A 14,912-nucleotide genomic window follows, 5' to 3' on the forward strand; every position below is an offset into this window, starting at 1 on the left:
ACTCAATCCTTTCTATACGCTTCTGCTTTTTCGTTCGTCCCTTTTAAATTTTTCTTTGTTCTTTTTGATTTTCGTTCTCTTTTTGATTTGTGCCTTTGGATGGCAAATTATTGCCCTGGCAAGGGCAATCTTTTGCCATAGTGAGGCAAAAAGCAGTGTGTGGTGCTTTAAAACAGGATCTTGGGTAAGATATTTCCTTATTTATTTTGTATTTTCATCAGAATATCGTAATTTTGCGGTTATTATTGAATAGTAGTTAAAGAAAAGTGAAGTTACAGAAAAGTGAAGTTACAGAAAAGTGAAGTTACGGAAATGATGAACCAGGCAACACAAGATTTTATTCGCCAGCACCAGGACGAGGATGTCCGCCAGTTGGCTTTTCTCGGAAGCAAGAATCCGGAAGTAGATATGCCTTTCGCCCTCGACCAGATTCGCGGGCGAAAGATGGCTCGTGCCAAGTTGCCCCTTTGGGCGAACATAGATGGCATCATCTATCCCCCTCATATTTCGATGGAGCAATGCTCCTCAGAATCCACTGCACTTTATAAGGCTGAATTGGCAGCGAGACTGCTCGGCTTGCCAGTTTCTTCATCAGAAAATGAAAATGCAGCAGGAAACGCTTCAGATTCTCACTTTTCTAAAATTTGCGAATTTGTGAGCGAAAGGGCGGTTGATTCAGAATACGCCAAAAATGAAGGCACTTTTGAAAAGAAACAGATATTAACGGAATCAGAAGATAATGTTAATGAAGTAAAAAACGAAACTGGTCAGGAAGATTTTTCTGAAGAAATAGAGTTTGTAGACCTGACAGGCGGCTTTGGGGTAGATTTCTCTTACATCGCTTCCCGATTGGGAATGAGTTCGATGTATGTGGAGCGTCAGGCTCATCTCTGCGAGGCGGCAAAGGAGAACTTCGAGCGCTTGGGCTTGAAGAACGCCATCGTGAAGAATGAGGATGGAATAGAAGTGCTTCATTCGTTAAAGGAATTAAAGTTAATCTTCATAGATCCCGCCCGTAGAGACGATGCGGGCAACAAGGTGGTATCCTTGAAGGATTGCACACCCGATGTCACCGTTTTGCAGGAAGAGATGCTTTTGAAGGCAGATTACGTTATCATCAAACTCTCTCCGATGCTCGACTGGCACCGTGCCATAAGCGAATTAAGCCACGTAAGAGAGGTTCATATCATCTCCGTGAACAATGAGTGCAAGGAGCTTCTTTTAGTGCTGTCAGCGCGAAATATGGGCGAAATGGAGGCTTCATCGGCAGATGGAGAAGTAAAACATGTCGGGAATCTTCGCATTTATTGTATCAACGATGCGCAATCCTTCGTCTGCGAAGAATTGGATATGGAGGCTTCTCAGGTGAAGATAGCCCCATCCACCCTTGAAGAGATGCAGTATCTTTACGAGCCGAATGCCTCGTTGATGAAAGCTGGCTGTTTCGGTGTTCTTTCCGAGCGATATGATGCAAGGATGCTTTCCAAGAACAGTCATCTTTTCGTGAGCCGTGAGCCTATCGCCGTCTTCCCGGGCAGAAGTTTCCGCATTATCGCCGTATCCTCCTTTAATAAAAAGGAGTTGAAGCGTCATCTGTCAGGAATCACCAAGGCGAACATCGCTACCCGCAACTTCCCTCTTTCCGTAGCAGAATTGCGCAAGCGATTGAAGCTGAAGGATGGCGGCGAAACTTATATTTTTGCCACCACACTGAGCGACGAAAGTCATGTGCTGGTAATAACGGAGAAAGCTTAGAAAACCTCGAAAATGTGTAAAAAAGCAGTTTCGAAAACCTCGAAAATGTGTAAATTATAAAGGTTTGAAAAGAAAAATATATCAGCAATAGCTTGATAGAGAGCAAAATAGGCGAGGTGTACAATCAATGGTTGTGTAGTTGTACAACTAAAGGGTGTGTAGTTGTACGATTAAAGGGGTTATAGTCGTACAACCAAAGGGTGTATAGTCGTACGATTAAAGAGGTTATAGTCGTACAGCTAAAGGGTTTATAGTTGTACGGTTAAAGGGTGTTGCCACTAGGCTCAGCAGACTTGCTGACTGCAGTGGGCAGACCTGCTGACTAGGCTCAGCAGCTCTGTCGAGCCTAGTGGGAATCTTCTAGAAACAGTCTCCCGGCACTTAATGTCCTAGGTTGTTGAACCCGTTAAACGTCTTTCTTTGATAACCAAATCTATGATGTCTATACTAAATTAATTCTTATACCAAAAAGTAAAGAAGTAACAAATCAAGTCCAAGCCTGCTTAGTCGAATTCAAAGTCTGCGAGAAAAGGCAAATAAAACATATCATCAATTACAAACATAAAGCAAACAGTACAGCAATGAACATATTAAAAACTATCTATCTATCGCTTCTGTTTATCCTGGCGATGAATATAACAAGTGAAGACGAGACTTTGTTGGAACTGTTATCATTACCGAAGCAGAATTAATTGAAATAATCACATCATTAGTTCGGACGCTATAAGCATGATATAGGTATATACAGGATTAAGAATTTCTTTGAAACTAAAATTCTATAACGATTCTTGAAGCACCATTGGTTATACATTCATAGCCAATGGTGCTTTGTATTTTCCATTTTCAAATTTACAGCTGTATTCAACTCTACAGCTGTATCTTGACGGCCTTTCCGTCATATTCCACGCTCTTGCTTGCCTGCATAGGCTGATCGCCTATTCCGCTATCAGCACCCACCAGCACGATGTGGAATCTGCGATGCTGGAGCATTCCCTTATAACTGCCCTTACGTGGCGCGATGTTCAGGGTTCTGTCTGCTTCATTCCATACAAACTGGATTTCAGAGAATTTTCCCTTCTCATAGTTGTAGTTGTCGCCCTCGTCCTCATAGAGTGTAAACGAGCCGTCTGCACCTGGATAAACACGGATTTCCAGCTCATCCCAAGGTTTCTCTGAACTATACTGAACTTCAGGACCGAATGGCAGAATGGTACCAGCCTTGATGAACACAGGCATGATGTCGATAGGACAAAGGCGCTGGATATCCTGACCGCCCTCATACTGGGCATTGCTCCAGAAATCATACCATTTATTACCCTTTGGCAAGTAAACATTTACAGGCGCAGCTGCCTTCCTTACATCAGGATAGATGGTATGGCCTTTCTTAGCCTTATCCTTCCAGGTATATAAAGGATCGGTTACCGGCTTCACCAGGATGTTGCGGCCGAAGAGATACTCATCGTTCAGGCGAGAAGCCTTCTTGTCTGCCGCATAATCCATTACCAGGGCACGCATCATGCTTCCGCTATTCTGTACACAGTCGCCAGCCGTACTGTAGATATAAGGCAAAAGGCGATAGCGCAGCTTGATGGTCCTGATCATGGCATCATAAGCCCAGTCGCCCTGTTTTCCGAACTCATACAGTTCGCTTACCATCGGCGAAGAACAGTGGTTGCGCATCAATGGCATGAAGGTTCCCCACTGCATCCAGCGGGTCTGCAATTCCTGAATGGCAGGATTCTTTGGATTCTGTTCAAACTCCCAGTAGAAGAAACCTCCCAGGTCGGTGTTCCAGAATGGGATACCACAGAGGGAGAAGTTCAAGCCCGATGGAATCTGATTCTTCATCTCGTTCCAGGAAGCCACTACGTCACCGCTCCAGCAGATGGTGCCATAATGCTGAATACCGAAACTACCGCTTCGGGTCATCTGGAGCGAACGCTTTGTGTTGCCCTTCATCGCTCTCTGGTGCTCGTAGATGCTCTTGTTGTGCAACAATGGGAAGGCGTTCTTCACACCCAACCATGAACCATCGAAGGTCTGATAGTTTTCGTCGCCCGGCTTCTCAAAATGGTCTGGCTCCGTAGAATCGGTCCACCAGGCATCGAAGCCCATCTGGTAGAGATGAGTAAGATACTTCCAGTAGAGGTTGCGCGCCTTTGGATTGAAGACATCGTATGGCATCACGCCACTGTTTCTTGGCCAGGTTTCGAAAGGAAGGAGCGCATTCATCTTCTTCAGTTCACGATACTGATCTGTCCAAGGACCGAAACTTGCCCAGATGGAAATCATCAGATGGGCATCGTTCTTGTGAACATACTTCACCATTTCCTCCGGACTCTTCAGACGAGGCTCTCCCTGTGCCTTCATCTGCTTCATATCTGTAGGAAGATACTTGGCAAAGGCTGGGTCGCCTACCTTATTTATATAGTATGGGTTCTGGAATTTCATCGCATTCCAGTTGGAGTCGCATCCCCAATACTGCCAGTCCTGCACGATGGCATCGGTAGGAATCTTCAGTTCGCGATACTTGTCCAATACGCCCGCCAGTTCATCGCTGGTCTTATAGCGCTCGCGGCATTGCCAGAAGCCCATCGCCCATTTCGGGAACATCGTAGCCTGTCCGGTCAGTTCGCGGATGCTGGCGATGACTCCATCCTGTGTACCATCCTTGTACATAAAATAGTAGTCGGCACAGGTTCCTACTTCACTGGTGAAGGAAGTACGGGAAGACTGACTATCATCATCCTTAGATGCTATGATATCATTGAAATAGGTTTTTCCCGCATTGTCCCAGTAAAGACCATAGCCTTTCTCGCTGGTGAAATAAGGGATGGCGATATAAGTGTTATTGTTCCAGAGCACGATGTTCTGACGGCCACGCTGATTCATATGAACATCACGCAACTGTCCCAGACCATAGATGGCCTCATTTTCGGCAAGACGGAAGTCCTGCTCAATGCGGTACTTGCCTTTGTTGGCTTCATCCTTGCGGGCTTCCAGACGGGTCTTCGTATCAGTAAGCAGCAGCTTTCCATCCTTCGAAAGGAAGCGGATTTCGCCAGTCTGCTGGTTCAGTTCGACGCAAATGAATTTAGATTTAATGTTTACAACATCTCCATTTTCCTGTATCTGAACATCCTTCAGCTGCTGAGGCTTCAAGATGACAGAATAGCTTTTCTTCTGAACGGGAGCAGCAAGTCCGGCATCTGATTTCAAGATGCGGACGATGGATGGAGAATAGAATTCGATGGTTACATTCTGCTGAGCTACCTGACGGGTGATAGACTTGGTTGCCGCACCTTTCAGTGTGCCTGCCACCTTTACGCTCTTGGCGCAGAGTTCACTTGGAACGCCAACGGCTGCGATGCCCAAAAGGGCAATGAGAGATAAATTCTTTAGCATACTTTTGTTTATTTTCATTGCTGCTATTTTGCTTATTCTTTGCAAAAATATAGCATTCTTTCATCGTGCAAAGATATATGATTTTAATGACAAATAAGAATAATTCAAAGAAAAATCATCGATTATTTGTAAAATAAACAAGTTTTGCACGATAACTTGTATAAAAACCAGCCTTTCTTCAAGGTGAAGAGTAAAATACCTGTTTAGACTTACTACCATCTATACCTAAACACAGGTTTATGCAGGTGCCCTGAGATCTCTTTAATGAAAAAGTTCCAAGTGGGAGAAATGCCACTTGGAACTTGACGTATTATTTTCTTTTTATTTTCTTTTTTCCTTGAAGAACTTCTCGAAGAAGTCCATTTGCTTTTGATTTTGAACAGGCCCCAAATGCAGTCCTTCCTTCATAATCATCACCGTTGGTTTACCTTCCTGGTAGGTAGTCCAGAAAGGAAGGCTATTCTCGTTTGGATTGCCAGTCTTGGTAAAGTTAATCCAATAGCGTGACATGATTTGTTCCATGTGCTGCTCCGTCTCGGTCATCTTTCCAGAGCCAAACTTATAGCCATAGATGAATGGCATCTCTGCCACATGGCTGGCTCCTCCCTTGCGGCTTTTCACGATGGTGTTTTCTGAGTCTTGGTCAAAGTAATACATATACACCTTGCCCTTGCCGGTCTTGCTCTGCAGGTTAGCCCAGGCATACGTTCCCCATGCAAAGGAGCCATCACGGAAAATGTCGGATTGGGCGAAGTAGGTTTCTTCCTCTGTCTTGGCAGGATAGAGACTGAGAACCTGGTCTGCCCAGCTTCCATATATCTCATGGATTCTTTTCTCATAGTCACTTACACTGACAGGGCGGCTAAACATACTTCCTTCGTCGCTGTTGGTTCCTATGATGACATTTACATCATTGTAGTTTCCCTTTTCATAGAGCTTATACTGGTCATCGGTGATGGAGTAGCCGTCAACGTTCGGCCAGAAGGACTCAAAGTCGGTATTCTTCACGATGTCCATAGCCGGAACTTTTCTTAGCTGCTTCAAGTTCTTAGCCTTGAGTCTCTTTTGAAGGATAAGTCCACTTGCTTCTGCCGCTTTGGTGGTGAGCATGGCAGTGTTACCATTTCTGCTTTCACCCACAGGCCAGAAGGAGCTACCACTTTCGCTGATGGCTCCTCGGAAGAGTCCCTTGGCAAGGGGAGAGGCGCATAGTATACTTACCGAGATACCACCGGCAGATTCTCCTGCAATGGTAATCTTGTCAGGGTCTCCACCGAAGGCAGCGATATTGTCGTGAATCCATTTTAAGGCCATCACTTGATCAAGGATGCCATAGTTACCAGATATGTTCTTGCCTGATTCCTTACCAAGCTCTGGATGTGCCATGAATCCCAAGGCTCCCAAGCGGTATTCTATGCTGCAATAGATGATGCCTTCCTTGACAAAGCTTTCCTGAGTTCCACTGTAGGAGCCAGTAAGAAAGGCTCCTCCATGAATCATCACAAATACAGGGAGTTTGTCATTCTTGCTCTTGGCTGGCGTTTCCACACTGAGGTATAGGCAGTCCTCGCTCATGCCCAGCTCTCCACCATTTTGGTTAGGGTCGATGGGCTGTGGTGGACGGTCTCCCCATTTATCTGCTTTGAATACTCCCTTCCAAGGCTTCTTGCTCACTGGGGCTTTCCATCTGAGGTTGCCCACTGGTGCTTCTGCGTATGGGATTCCCTTGTATAGAGCGAATCCTTCATGTTCCACACCTTCAATTTCTCCTTGCTCCACCGTTGTTCTTAGCAGTTGGGCGTTAGCTGCCGATAGGCAAAAGAGTGCCAGAGCGGCTGTCAGTAGATGTCTTTTCAATCTCATTTCTGGTTATTTCATTAATTCCGCAACACTATTATCAGTTAAACTTTTTAAGCGCCTGAGCAACAGAAAGTTACTCCGGATTTTGCTATGTCAGAATTTTTACTTATCTTAGTGTTGCGAAAAGAAAACAAGCAAAACTCTGATATGACATGGCAAAGATACAAATTAATTCTGAGAAACTCACTCCTTTTGGAAGAATATTTTCGGGTCCTGGAGCAATTTGACTCCATATTGTCTTCTGTAATCGACTCAACCCTCAGAATGTCACTACTCATTTGGTGAAGGGAAGGATATTTGTTTGTTCAAGACGCCTATTGAGGGTATCTTGAACAAAAATATCCTTGAAATCGTTTTGTTATCTCAATGGAATGTTGTACTTTTGCACTCATATATGATAGTTGAATATTATAAATTAAAACAAACTATAAAATAATGAACAGATTAAGAACAATCTATCTTTCGTTTATGTTTATCCTGGCGATGAACATGACGAGTGTGTTAAGTGCGATGGCGGAGAACTATCCCTATCGTAGTGACTATCTTTGGCTTACTGTGCCCGATCATGCCGACTGGCTCTATAAGACGGGCGAGCAGTCTAAGGTGGAAGTGAGTTTCTATAAGTATGGAATTCCCCGTGACGGCGAGGTGAACTATGAAATTGGCGATGACATGCTGAAGGCAGACAAGCAGGGAAGCTTTAAGCTGAAGAACGGGCGCGCCATCGTGAACATGGGAACCCGAAAGACTCCGGGCTTCCGAGATTTGAGATTATTCTATAAGCTCGATGGCAAAACCTACCAGCATCATATAAAAGTGGGATTCTCGGTGGATAAGATTCAGCCTTATACCCAGGAACCTAAGGATTTCGACAGTTTCTGGCAGAAGGCGAAGGATGAACTGAAGAATGTTCCCTTGAGTTACACCAAGGAACTCGCCAAGGAATATTGTACAGATAAGATAGATTGCTATCTCGTAAAACTTCAGATAGATAAGATGGGACATGCGATGTATGGCTATCTCTTCTATCCCAAGAATGCCAGCCAGGGAAGCCATCCCGTGGTTCTCACCCCTCCGGGAGCCGGCATCAAGACCATCAAGGAACCCCTGCGCAACAAGTATTATGCTGAGAACGGATTCATCCGCTTCGAGATAGAAATCCATGGCCTCGACCCACGTCTTTCTGCCGAAACCTTCCAGGAGATAAGCAAGGGATTCAACGATGCAAACGGCGGTTATCTTGCCAATGGATTGGAAGATAAGGACCGCTACTACATGCGCCATGTGTATCAGGGATTGGTGCGCTGCATCGACTTCCTGACCTCTCTACCAGAGTGGGACGGAAAGAATGTGGCTGTGCAGGGCGGAAGCCAGGGCGGTGCTTTGGCGATTGTCGCAGCAGGCTTGGATAGCAGAGTAACCCAGTGCGTGGCTAATCATCCGGCGCTCAGCGATATGGCTGGTTATGCAGAGAAGGGAAGAACGGGCGGATATCCTCACTTCAATAAATACCATGGGATATTGAAGAACAAGGATTGCCTCAATACCCTGGCTTATTACGATGTGGTGAACTTTGCCCGGAAGGTGAAGGCGCCAACTTATCTCACCTGGGGATACAACGACAATACCTGTCCGCCAACCACCAGCTACGCTGTGTGGAATACCCTGAAATGCGAGAAGGAATCGCTGCTTACACCAATCAACGAGCATTGGACAACCACCGACACCAATCGCAAGCAGATGGAGTGGATTAAGAAGCATCTGGTGAAGTAACCTTTTTGATGTTCTTGGAAGATATTGCAACTAGCAGCAATTAAGGAATGTTATCGTTATGTTAATAAGAGAAGATAATCGCAATATTTTCAGAAAAAGATGTATCTTTGCAAACAAAAAATAGATAAACATTAATGACATGATAAAGTTGCTATTAGTTGAAGATGATACGAACCTAGCTTTTATTGAAAAAAGCACGTTGGAAGATATAGTTGGAGGTTATGAGGTAATGACAGCCAGCAATGGAAAAGATGGTATCAAGGCTTGGGAGGAATTCACGCCAGATGTTATCATCTCGGATATAGACATGCCTATTATGAACGGCATAGAGATGGTAAAACACATCAGAGAGACGGATGGCGATACGCTCATTCTCTTCACCACCAATCTCACTTCTCCTAAAAAACTAGAGGAGGGATATGCTGCAGGTGCTAACAATTACATCAAAAAGCCCTTTGTTCCCGAAGAACTTGATGCGCATATCCAGAGCCTTCTTCGCCTGAAGAATGGGCAGAAGAGCAGAAATGTGTCTTCTTGCATCAAGATTGGAAAGCATATATTGGACCCAGAACATGCCTGCATCAAGGATGAAGAAGGCAACATCAGCTATACCTTGACAGCCAGAGATGCCAAGATACTGGAAATTCTTGCCAAAAACAAGAATGAGATAGTGAAACGTGAAGCCATACAAGAGCGTATCTGGAATACTGCGGAGAAAGACTTTTTCATTTCCCGCTGTCTTGATACTGTTATCACAAAACTCAGAAAGGTCTTGAAATCAGACCCTCTCGTCAGCATCGAGACTATCCGAGGCGTCGGTTTCAAGCTGGCAGAGTGTTGCTAGCTCTTCATCGCCTCCTCCAGAACTCGTCTTCTGGTCGGGTAGGAATATAGAGAATTCGGTATATTTGCCCAGTTCACTCTCTACTCCTATCATGCCTTCATGAGCATCTATCACTTGGAACACATAGGTCAATCCCAGTCCGAAACCAGGCGCACCTTTTTTCTTGAAGGTGCGCTTGGCGGCTGACGCACGCTCATACTTATCGAAAATCACCTTTTGGTCAGCCTTGCTGATTCCGATACCATTATCCCTTACTCGGATGGATACGCCCTTATCTACCTTATCTGTAGAAATACGAATCGTGACATCCCCATCAGAATACTTGATAGAGTTGTCTATCAAGTTATAGAATATTTCCTTAAGACAATAGTTCGTTAATAATTCAATAATGTGCTAAGCAGCTATACGCTGTAAGCACGAGAGATCTTTGAAAATCTTGCTAATTAAAGTTCGGTTCGGGGTGTACCCGCTTGCTTTAAAAATTCGTTTCACCAGATAAATATTGGTCATCAGTGACTTGAATGAAGACATAGAATATTCCATTCCCATCTCCTTCATAGTTACCTTGGCAACATTTAGTGATGTGAACGAAGCATTGAAAGCAAAATCGAGTTTCCACTTATCGCGAGCCTGGCAGTCCATAAGACCAGTATAGCCTTTGGCGTCACGAAAGCAAAATTCGATCTGGAACCTGGTTCTATAATAAAGAAGTACTTCTTCACCCGAAAGTGAGGTGTCTGTAGAGAAGAATAGTTTCTTCTTGCCATTCGGCATCTGCCAGATGACAAGTCTAACTTTACACCTGAGTGCCTTGGAATAGGCTATCAAAGTATAAGCTGTTCCTTCTATATCTTTCATCTCCATCTTCTCCATTCGAGTGAGGTCAAGATTCTTCATATCAATCTTGCCATCCTTGGTCTTGGGGCGACCACGTTTTCCAGTACGTGGACCAGCATAGACATAAAAGAGACAAGCATTGTCACGAAAGCGGCTTATCAAAGAGAACCCTTCTTTCTTTATCCCATTAACAAATGTACTTGTAGAGAAGTAAGCATCTGCAACTATGAGGGTTGAGAGTTTAAGAAGTTCCTTGCGGTAACGCTTAATGACGCTGATATAGAAATCTACCATAGTCTTGTTTCTAAGACTCAGTTCTTTATTACTTAGCGACTGGTGTGCTTTTAACATCATGCAGTCTTTGGCATCAATATCAATGAGGCCAATACCCATGATTTCGAGACCATGTTTAACAGACTGTGCACATCCCGACCAAAAACGACCGATATGTGGAGTCTTCTTGCCAGCTTTGCTGATGTAGCTGGGATCAATGGCAATAGCCCATCTTCCCTGTTTACCAAAGAAGCGCTTGGCAAGTGAGACATTAAGTTTGAGCCAGTCAATGCTTTTCGACTTTTTTAAGCCGAATGCGTTGCGATAGGTTTGCTCAACATGCGAGCCATACCTCCCCATTTGGGTGAAATTTATCTTTCTTGGTATTACCATGAACAAAATTATCACCTCGATGAGTATTTTCTCGAAACTTTTTGTTAACTTTGCAGCCGAATCTTCAACTGCATCTTTAAAGATATCCATATATTGGTCAAGTCCTGTATTCATATAATTTTGCGTTTGTCGTGATTTGCAAAGTTACTGAAAATCAGCGACTTGACCAACTTTCTATAGTTAAGTTTTCATAAGCATTTCTTAATATAAGTTATTGATTTACAGACGATTAAATATTAATTTAACGCAGTATTGTTAAGATACTCCTCGTCGGCAAAAGCATATTGACAATTAATATGATTCTCAAAGGATACATTCTTCAATCTGTTCACCCTGAAGTTTTCTTCCATTTTTGAGAGCATGCTTGTCATGTCTACCTGTACTTTCTTGAGCTCCAGTTTTCCAGCCTGCGACTTGGATATGGTTAATATCCTATTTATCAAGCTATAAGCATGCTGTGTCTCCGTGCTGATTACTTGCAGATACTTGGTTCTTTTCTCTGGGTCGTTAACTATCTTCTCATGATCCAAGGCCCCCAATCCCAAACGAATCGTAGAGAGCGGAGTCTTGATGTCATGAATCATGGAATAGGTCATTATCTTCTTCATCTTGGCATTGTTCTGCTGCCAGCGGATAATTCCAAGCAATTTTGCAATGCACAATGAAATCAAAATACCAGCTAAAAGACTACTTATTAAAACTAAACCTAATTGTTCAAACAATAAATCAGTTGGATTAAACAATGTGATTTGTATTCTCCTAGAGCCATCAATTCTAATAGGTACATCATGTGATGAAATTTTGTTATATACAACATAAGGCTTCTTTCCTGTTTCTTTCAAAAGTTTTAACTTATTACCACAAATCTGATATATAGCAAAACTATAGTTCCAACCTTCTATCTTTAAATTGTCACTAATGCATTTGCTTAGAAAAGAAAAGTCAATACCTTTGTGTGAAGCCTTAAAAACACCTTCTTCTACATATTCTATGCCATGAAACTTAGGGTAAGAAGTATCAGGAGCACCTGCTATCTGTGTTCCTGTAGGTACATACTTAAACCTACTATATACCTCTTGAAACATAGACTTCACTAAAATTTCATCTATTTTCTCACTTACTCGTGCTTCGGCATATAGATATGTCTTACACATCCATATAGTTTGCAAAACTATTATGAATAAGACACCTATTATAGAAATATATATATAATTCTTTGTTTTCATGCCTGCAAAATTACACATTTTATCTTAAAATACCACATTTTTAGCCATATTAATAAAAATCTAACATAAATCTAACAATTGCCTAACATTTCTATTACAGAAAAACCAGTACTTTTGCACCCAGATTTACATAAAACGTAAAAACAATGAAACAATTAACAGAAGAAGAGTATCGAAACATTTATGGGAAATTGCTAAAATAAACATAAAAGTTCTAGGCTCTGATTCCCATCCTATACTATAATTAAACTTCATAAATATGAAATATTTGTATTTTTTATTACTCTTTTTACCCCTCCAAGCATTAGGGCAAATAAAACTTCAGGATGTTACGATTAGTAGCCAGCGTCCCAAGTTTGTGAGACTTAAAGGATATTATCGTAGCTATCAGCACAATGACTCTGTACTCAAATATTATGTGGATGGCATTGTGGAATACTATATCAACCTAAAGAATGAAAAAGTAGATATAAGAATGTATAGTAGCAGACATCTTAGAAATGAAGAGCTTATCAGCAAGGATAAGAAAAGAGCCTTTATGCTTAGCGACCAAGCTACATTTCGACCTTGGCCAGAAGGAAAGACATTCATAGAGGAATGCCGTAAGAAGTATGCTATTCAAGATTCGGCTAATGTTGGCTATATCAAAAAGGCAAGCCAAATACTAGGTAGAGTGACAACTGATTCTATCAACAAAAGCTGTATGATAGAAATGAATATGATACCAACATACGACAAGCTAACGCATAACATTTTTGGCTTTACGCAAGAAATGAAAAGTGATTATTTCATGGAAGCTTATAGATTAAGCGATGAGAATTACTATTCTTTCAAGAATTTGCTCAGTCAGAAAACGGATCAAAGCTACAACTATTGGCACAAGAAGGATTCTCGTAAACAGCTCATTCATGTTGTAACAGAACTATTTATTACAGAACAAGAATATGTAGATGATAAGAAGAAAGAGGCAGGCAAAAAACTACAACCCCAGGAAGCAGCTCAATCAATAGAAGGCTTTATTTCAGAAAATAGATTGCCGTCTCTATCACCAACAATACAAGTAGAGATGAAGAAGCTTCAATTTTATGACCCTTCCAATCTGAACAAGAAAATTGCAACTAGCAGCAATTAAGGAATGTTATCGTTATGTTAAGAAGGAACATCAGCTATTATCACAAAACTCAGAAAGGTCTTGAAATCAGACCCGCTCGTTAGCATCGAGACTATCCGTCTTCTGGTCGGGTAGGAATATAGAGAATTCGGTATATCTGCCCAGTTCACTCTCTACTCCTATCATGCCTTCATGAGCATCTATCACTTGGAATACATAGGTTAATCCCAGTCCGAAACCAGGCGCACCATTTTTCTTGAAGGTGCGCTTGGCGGCTGACGCACGCTCATACTTATCGAAAATCACCTTTTGGTCAGCTTTGCTGATTCCGATGCCATTATCCCTTACTCGGATGGATACGCCCTTATCTACCTTATCTGTAGAAATACGAATCGTGACATCCCCATCAGAATACTTGATAGAGTTGTCTATCAAGTTATAGAATATTTCCTTAAGATACTCCTCGTCGGCAAAAGCATATTGACAATTAATATGATTCTCAAAGGATACATTCTTCAATCTGTTCACCTTGAAGTTCTCTTCCATTTTTGAGAGCATGCTTGTCATGTCTACCTGTACTTTCTTGAGCTCCAGTTTTCCAGCCTGCGACTTGGATATGGTTAATATCCTATTTATCAAGCTATAAGCATGCTGTGTCTCCGTGCTGATTACTTGTAGATACTTGGTTCTTTTCTCAGAGTCATTGGCTATCCGCTCATGATCCAAGGCTCCCAATCCCAAGCGAATCGTAGAGAGCGGAGTCTTGATGTCATGAATCATGGAATAGGTCATTATCTTCTTCATCTTGGCATTGTTCTGCTGCCAGCGGATAATACCAACTTGCTTGAATATACATAGTAAAGTTATGGTTAGCATCAGGAAAGAAGCAAGTGCCAAAAGACCTAATTCCTCAAAAAAAATAGAATAAGGATTGGTTAACTCAATCTGAATAGCTTGCGATTGGTCCGTTCTTGTATAGAAAACAGAAGACTTTACAGATAGTTGAATAGCTCTATTATCACCACCATAATAATGCTCCTTATCATTATTATATAATATAATGGAGTAATCAGATGGTAAACTTTTATCTAAAATAGCTTTCAGTTTAGGTAAAGATATGTTAGATTTTGTTTCCTTATTGAGCTCTGTTTCAAAATATGTAATATCTGGCTTATCGGAATTAGAAGGAGATACAGCTATACTTTTCAGATACAAACAAGCCCTCTGTTCAGCCTCGGTGAATAACGCCTGCTCCAGTTTTTCATTCACATCTGATTTTATTTTAGATATAGTATACTGGAAGCCACCAACTATCCACAGCATTTGCATCATAAATGCTGCGGATAATCCAACGATAGCAGTTATTACATATTTATTATTCTTCTGTTTCATTTCTTTTAGATATTTCTAAGTGCAAAATTACACATTTTATCTT

The 14,912-nt window shown here is 42.2% G+C and carries 10 protein-coding genes; 4 read left to right on the top strand and 6 right to left on the bottom strand.

The window, feature by feature from the left end; all coding sequences use genetic code 11:
- Positions 1-282: 282 nt before the first annotated feature.
- A complete protein-coding gene (locus tag KUA49_RS14250; protein ID WP_318331624.1) occupies positions 283-1,755 on the top strand; it encodes a class I SAM-dependent methyltransferase in 1,473 nt (490 codons plus the stop codon).
- Between the two features lie 867 nt (positions 1,756-2,622).
- On the opposite strand, the gene KUA49_RS14255 is transcribed toward KUA49_RS14250, so the two are convergent.
- Together KUA49_RS14255 and KUA49_RS14260 are read right to left on the bottom strand one after the other, a co-directional pair.
- A complete protein-coding gene (locus KUA49_RS14255) occupies positions 2,623-5,160 on the bottom strand; it encodes a glycoside hydrolase family 31 protein (RefSeq protein ID WP_218413148.1) in 2,538 nt (845 codons plus the stop codon).
- 321 nt (positions 5,161-5,481) lie between these two features.
- Positions 5,482-7,023, bottom strand: coding sequence for a carboxylesterase/lipase family protein (locus KUA49_RS14260; protein WP_218413147.1), 1,542 nt, complete (start codon positions 7,021-7,023; stop codon positions 5,482-5,484).
- Positions 7,024-7,455: 432 nt separating this feature from the next.
- On the opposite strand from KUA49_RS14260, the gene KUA49_RS14265 reads away from it, so the two are divergent.
- A complete protein-coding gene (locus KUA49_RS14265; RefSeq protein ID WP_218413146.1) occupies positions 7,456-8,793 on the top strand; it encodes an acetylxylan esterase in 1,338 nt (445 codons plus the stop codon).
- 139 nt (positions 8,794-8,932) lie between these two features.
- Entirely contained in the window at positions 8,933-9,637 is a 705-nt protein-coding gene (locus KUA49_RS14270) for a response regulator transcription factor (RefSeq protein ID WP_218413145.1), read from the top strand.
- Here KUA49_RS14270 and KUA49_RS14275 read toward each other — a convergent pair.
- The 3 genes from KUA49_RS14275 to KUA49_RS14285 all read right to left on the bottom strand — a co-directional run bounded on the left by KUA49_RS14275 (position 9,572) and on the right by KUA49_RS14285 (position 12,366).
- On the bottom strand, positions 9,572-10,027 hold the full coding sequence (locus KUA49_RS14275; protein WP_318331695.1) for an ATP-binding protein: 456 nt from the start codon (positions 10,025-10,027) through the stop codon (positions 9,572-9,574). The genes KUA49_RS14270 and KUA49_RS14275 overlap by 66 nt on opposite strands.
- A gap of 3 nt (positions 10,028-10,030) precedes the next feature.
- Positions 10,031-11,254, bottom strand: coding sequence for a transposase (locus tag KUA49_RS14280; protein WP_153093847.1), 1,224 nt, complete (start codon positions 11,252-11,254; stop codon positions 10,031-10,033).
- 122 nt (positions 11,255-11,376) lie between these two features.
- A complete protein-coding gene (locus tag KUA49_RS14285) occupies positions 11,377-12,366 on the bottom strand; it encodes a sensor histidine kinase (protein ID WP_218413490.1) in 990 nt (329 codons plus the stop codon).
- A gap of 259 nt (positions 12,367-12,625) precedes the next feature.
- On the opposite strand from KUA49_RS14285, the gene KUA49_RS14290 reads away from it, so the two are divergent.
- Positions 12,626-13,498 carry a hypothetical protein gene (locus KUA49_RS14290; RefSeq protein WP_203051485.1) on the top strand — a complete coding sequence of 291 codons (873 nt, stop codon included), beginning with the start codon at positions 12,626-12,628 and terminating at the stop codon, positions 13,496-13,498.
- Between the two features lie 66 nt (positions 13,499-13,564).
- On the opposite strand, the gene KUA49_RS14295 is transcribed toward KUA49_RS14290, so the two are convergent.
- On the bottom strand, positions 13,565-14,281 hold the full coding sequence (locus KUA49_RS14295) for a sensor histidine kinase (RefSeq protein WP_218413491.1): 717 nt from the start codon (positions 14,279-14,281) through the stop codon (positions 13,565-13,567).
- Between the last annotated feature and the right edge of the window lie 631 nt (positions 14,282-14,912).

Source organism: Segatella copri (genome assembly GCF_019249655.2).
GTDB lineage: Bacteria > Bacteroidota > Bacteroidia > Bacteroidales > Bacteroidaceae > Prevotella.

Coding starts and splice junctions, on each gene's coding strand:
- KUA49_RS14290 (WP_203051485.1), top strand. CDS start 12,626: ATGAAATATTTGTATTTTTTATTACTCTTTTTACCCCTCCAAGCATTA.
- KUA49_RS14295 (WP_218413491.1), bottom strand. CDS start 14,281: ATGAAGAAGATAATGACCTATTCCATGATTCATGACATCAAGACTCCG.
- KUA49_RS14280 (WP_153093847.1), bottom strand. CDS start 11,254: ATGAATACAGGACTTGACCAATATATGGATATCTTTAAAGATGCAGTT.
- KUA49_RS14255 (WP_218413148.1), bottom strand. CDS start 5,160: ATGCTAAAGAATTTATCTCTCATTGCCCTTTTGGGCATCGCAGCCGTT.
- KUA49_RS14270 (WP_218413145.1), top strand. CDS start 8,933: ATGATAAAGTTGCTATTAGTTGAAGATGATACGAACCTAGCTTTTATT.
- KUA49_RS14260 (WP_218413147.1), bottom strand. CDS start 7,023: ATGAGATTGAAAAGACATCTACTGACAGCCGCTCTGGCACTCTTTTGC.
- KUA49_RS14285 (WP_218413490.1), bottom strand. CDS start 12,366: ATGAAAACAAAGAATTATATATATATTTCTATAATAGGTGTCTTATTC.
- KUA49_RS14265 (WP_218413146.1), top strand. CDS start 7,456: ATGAACAGATTAAGAACAATCTATCTTTCGTTTATGTTTATCCTGGCG.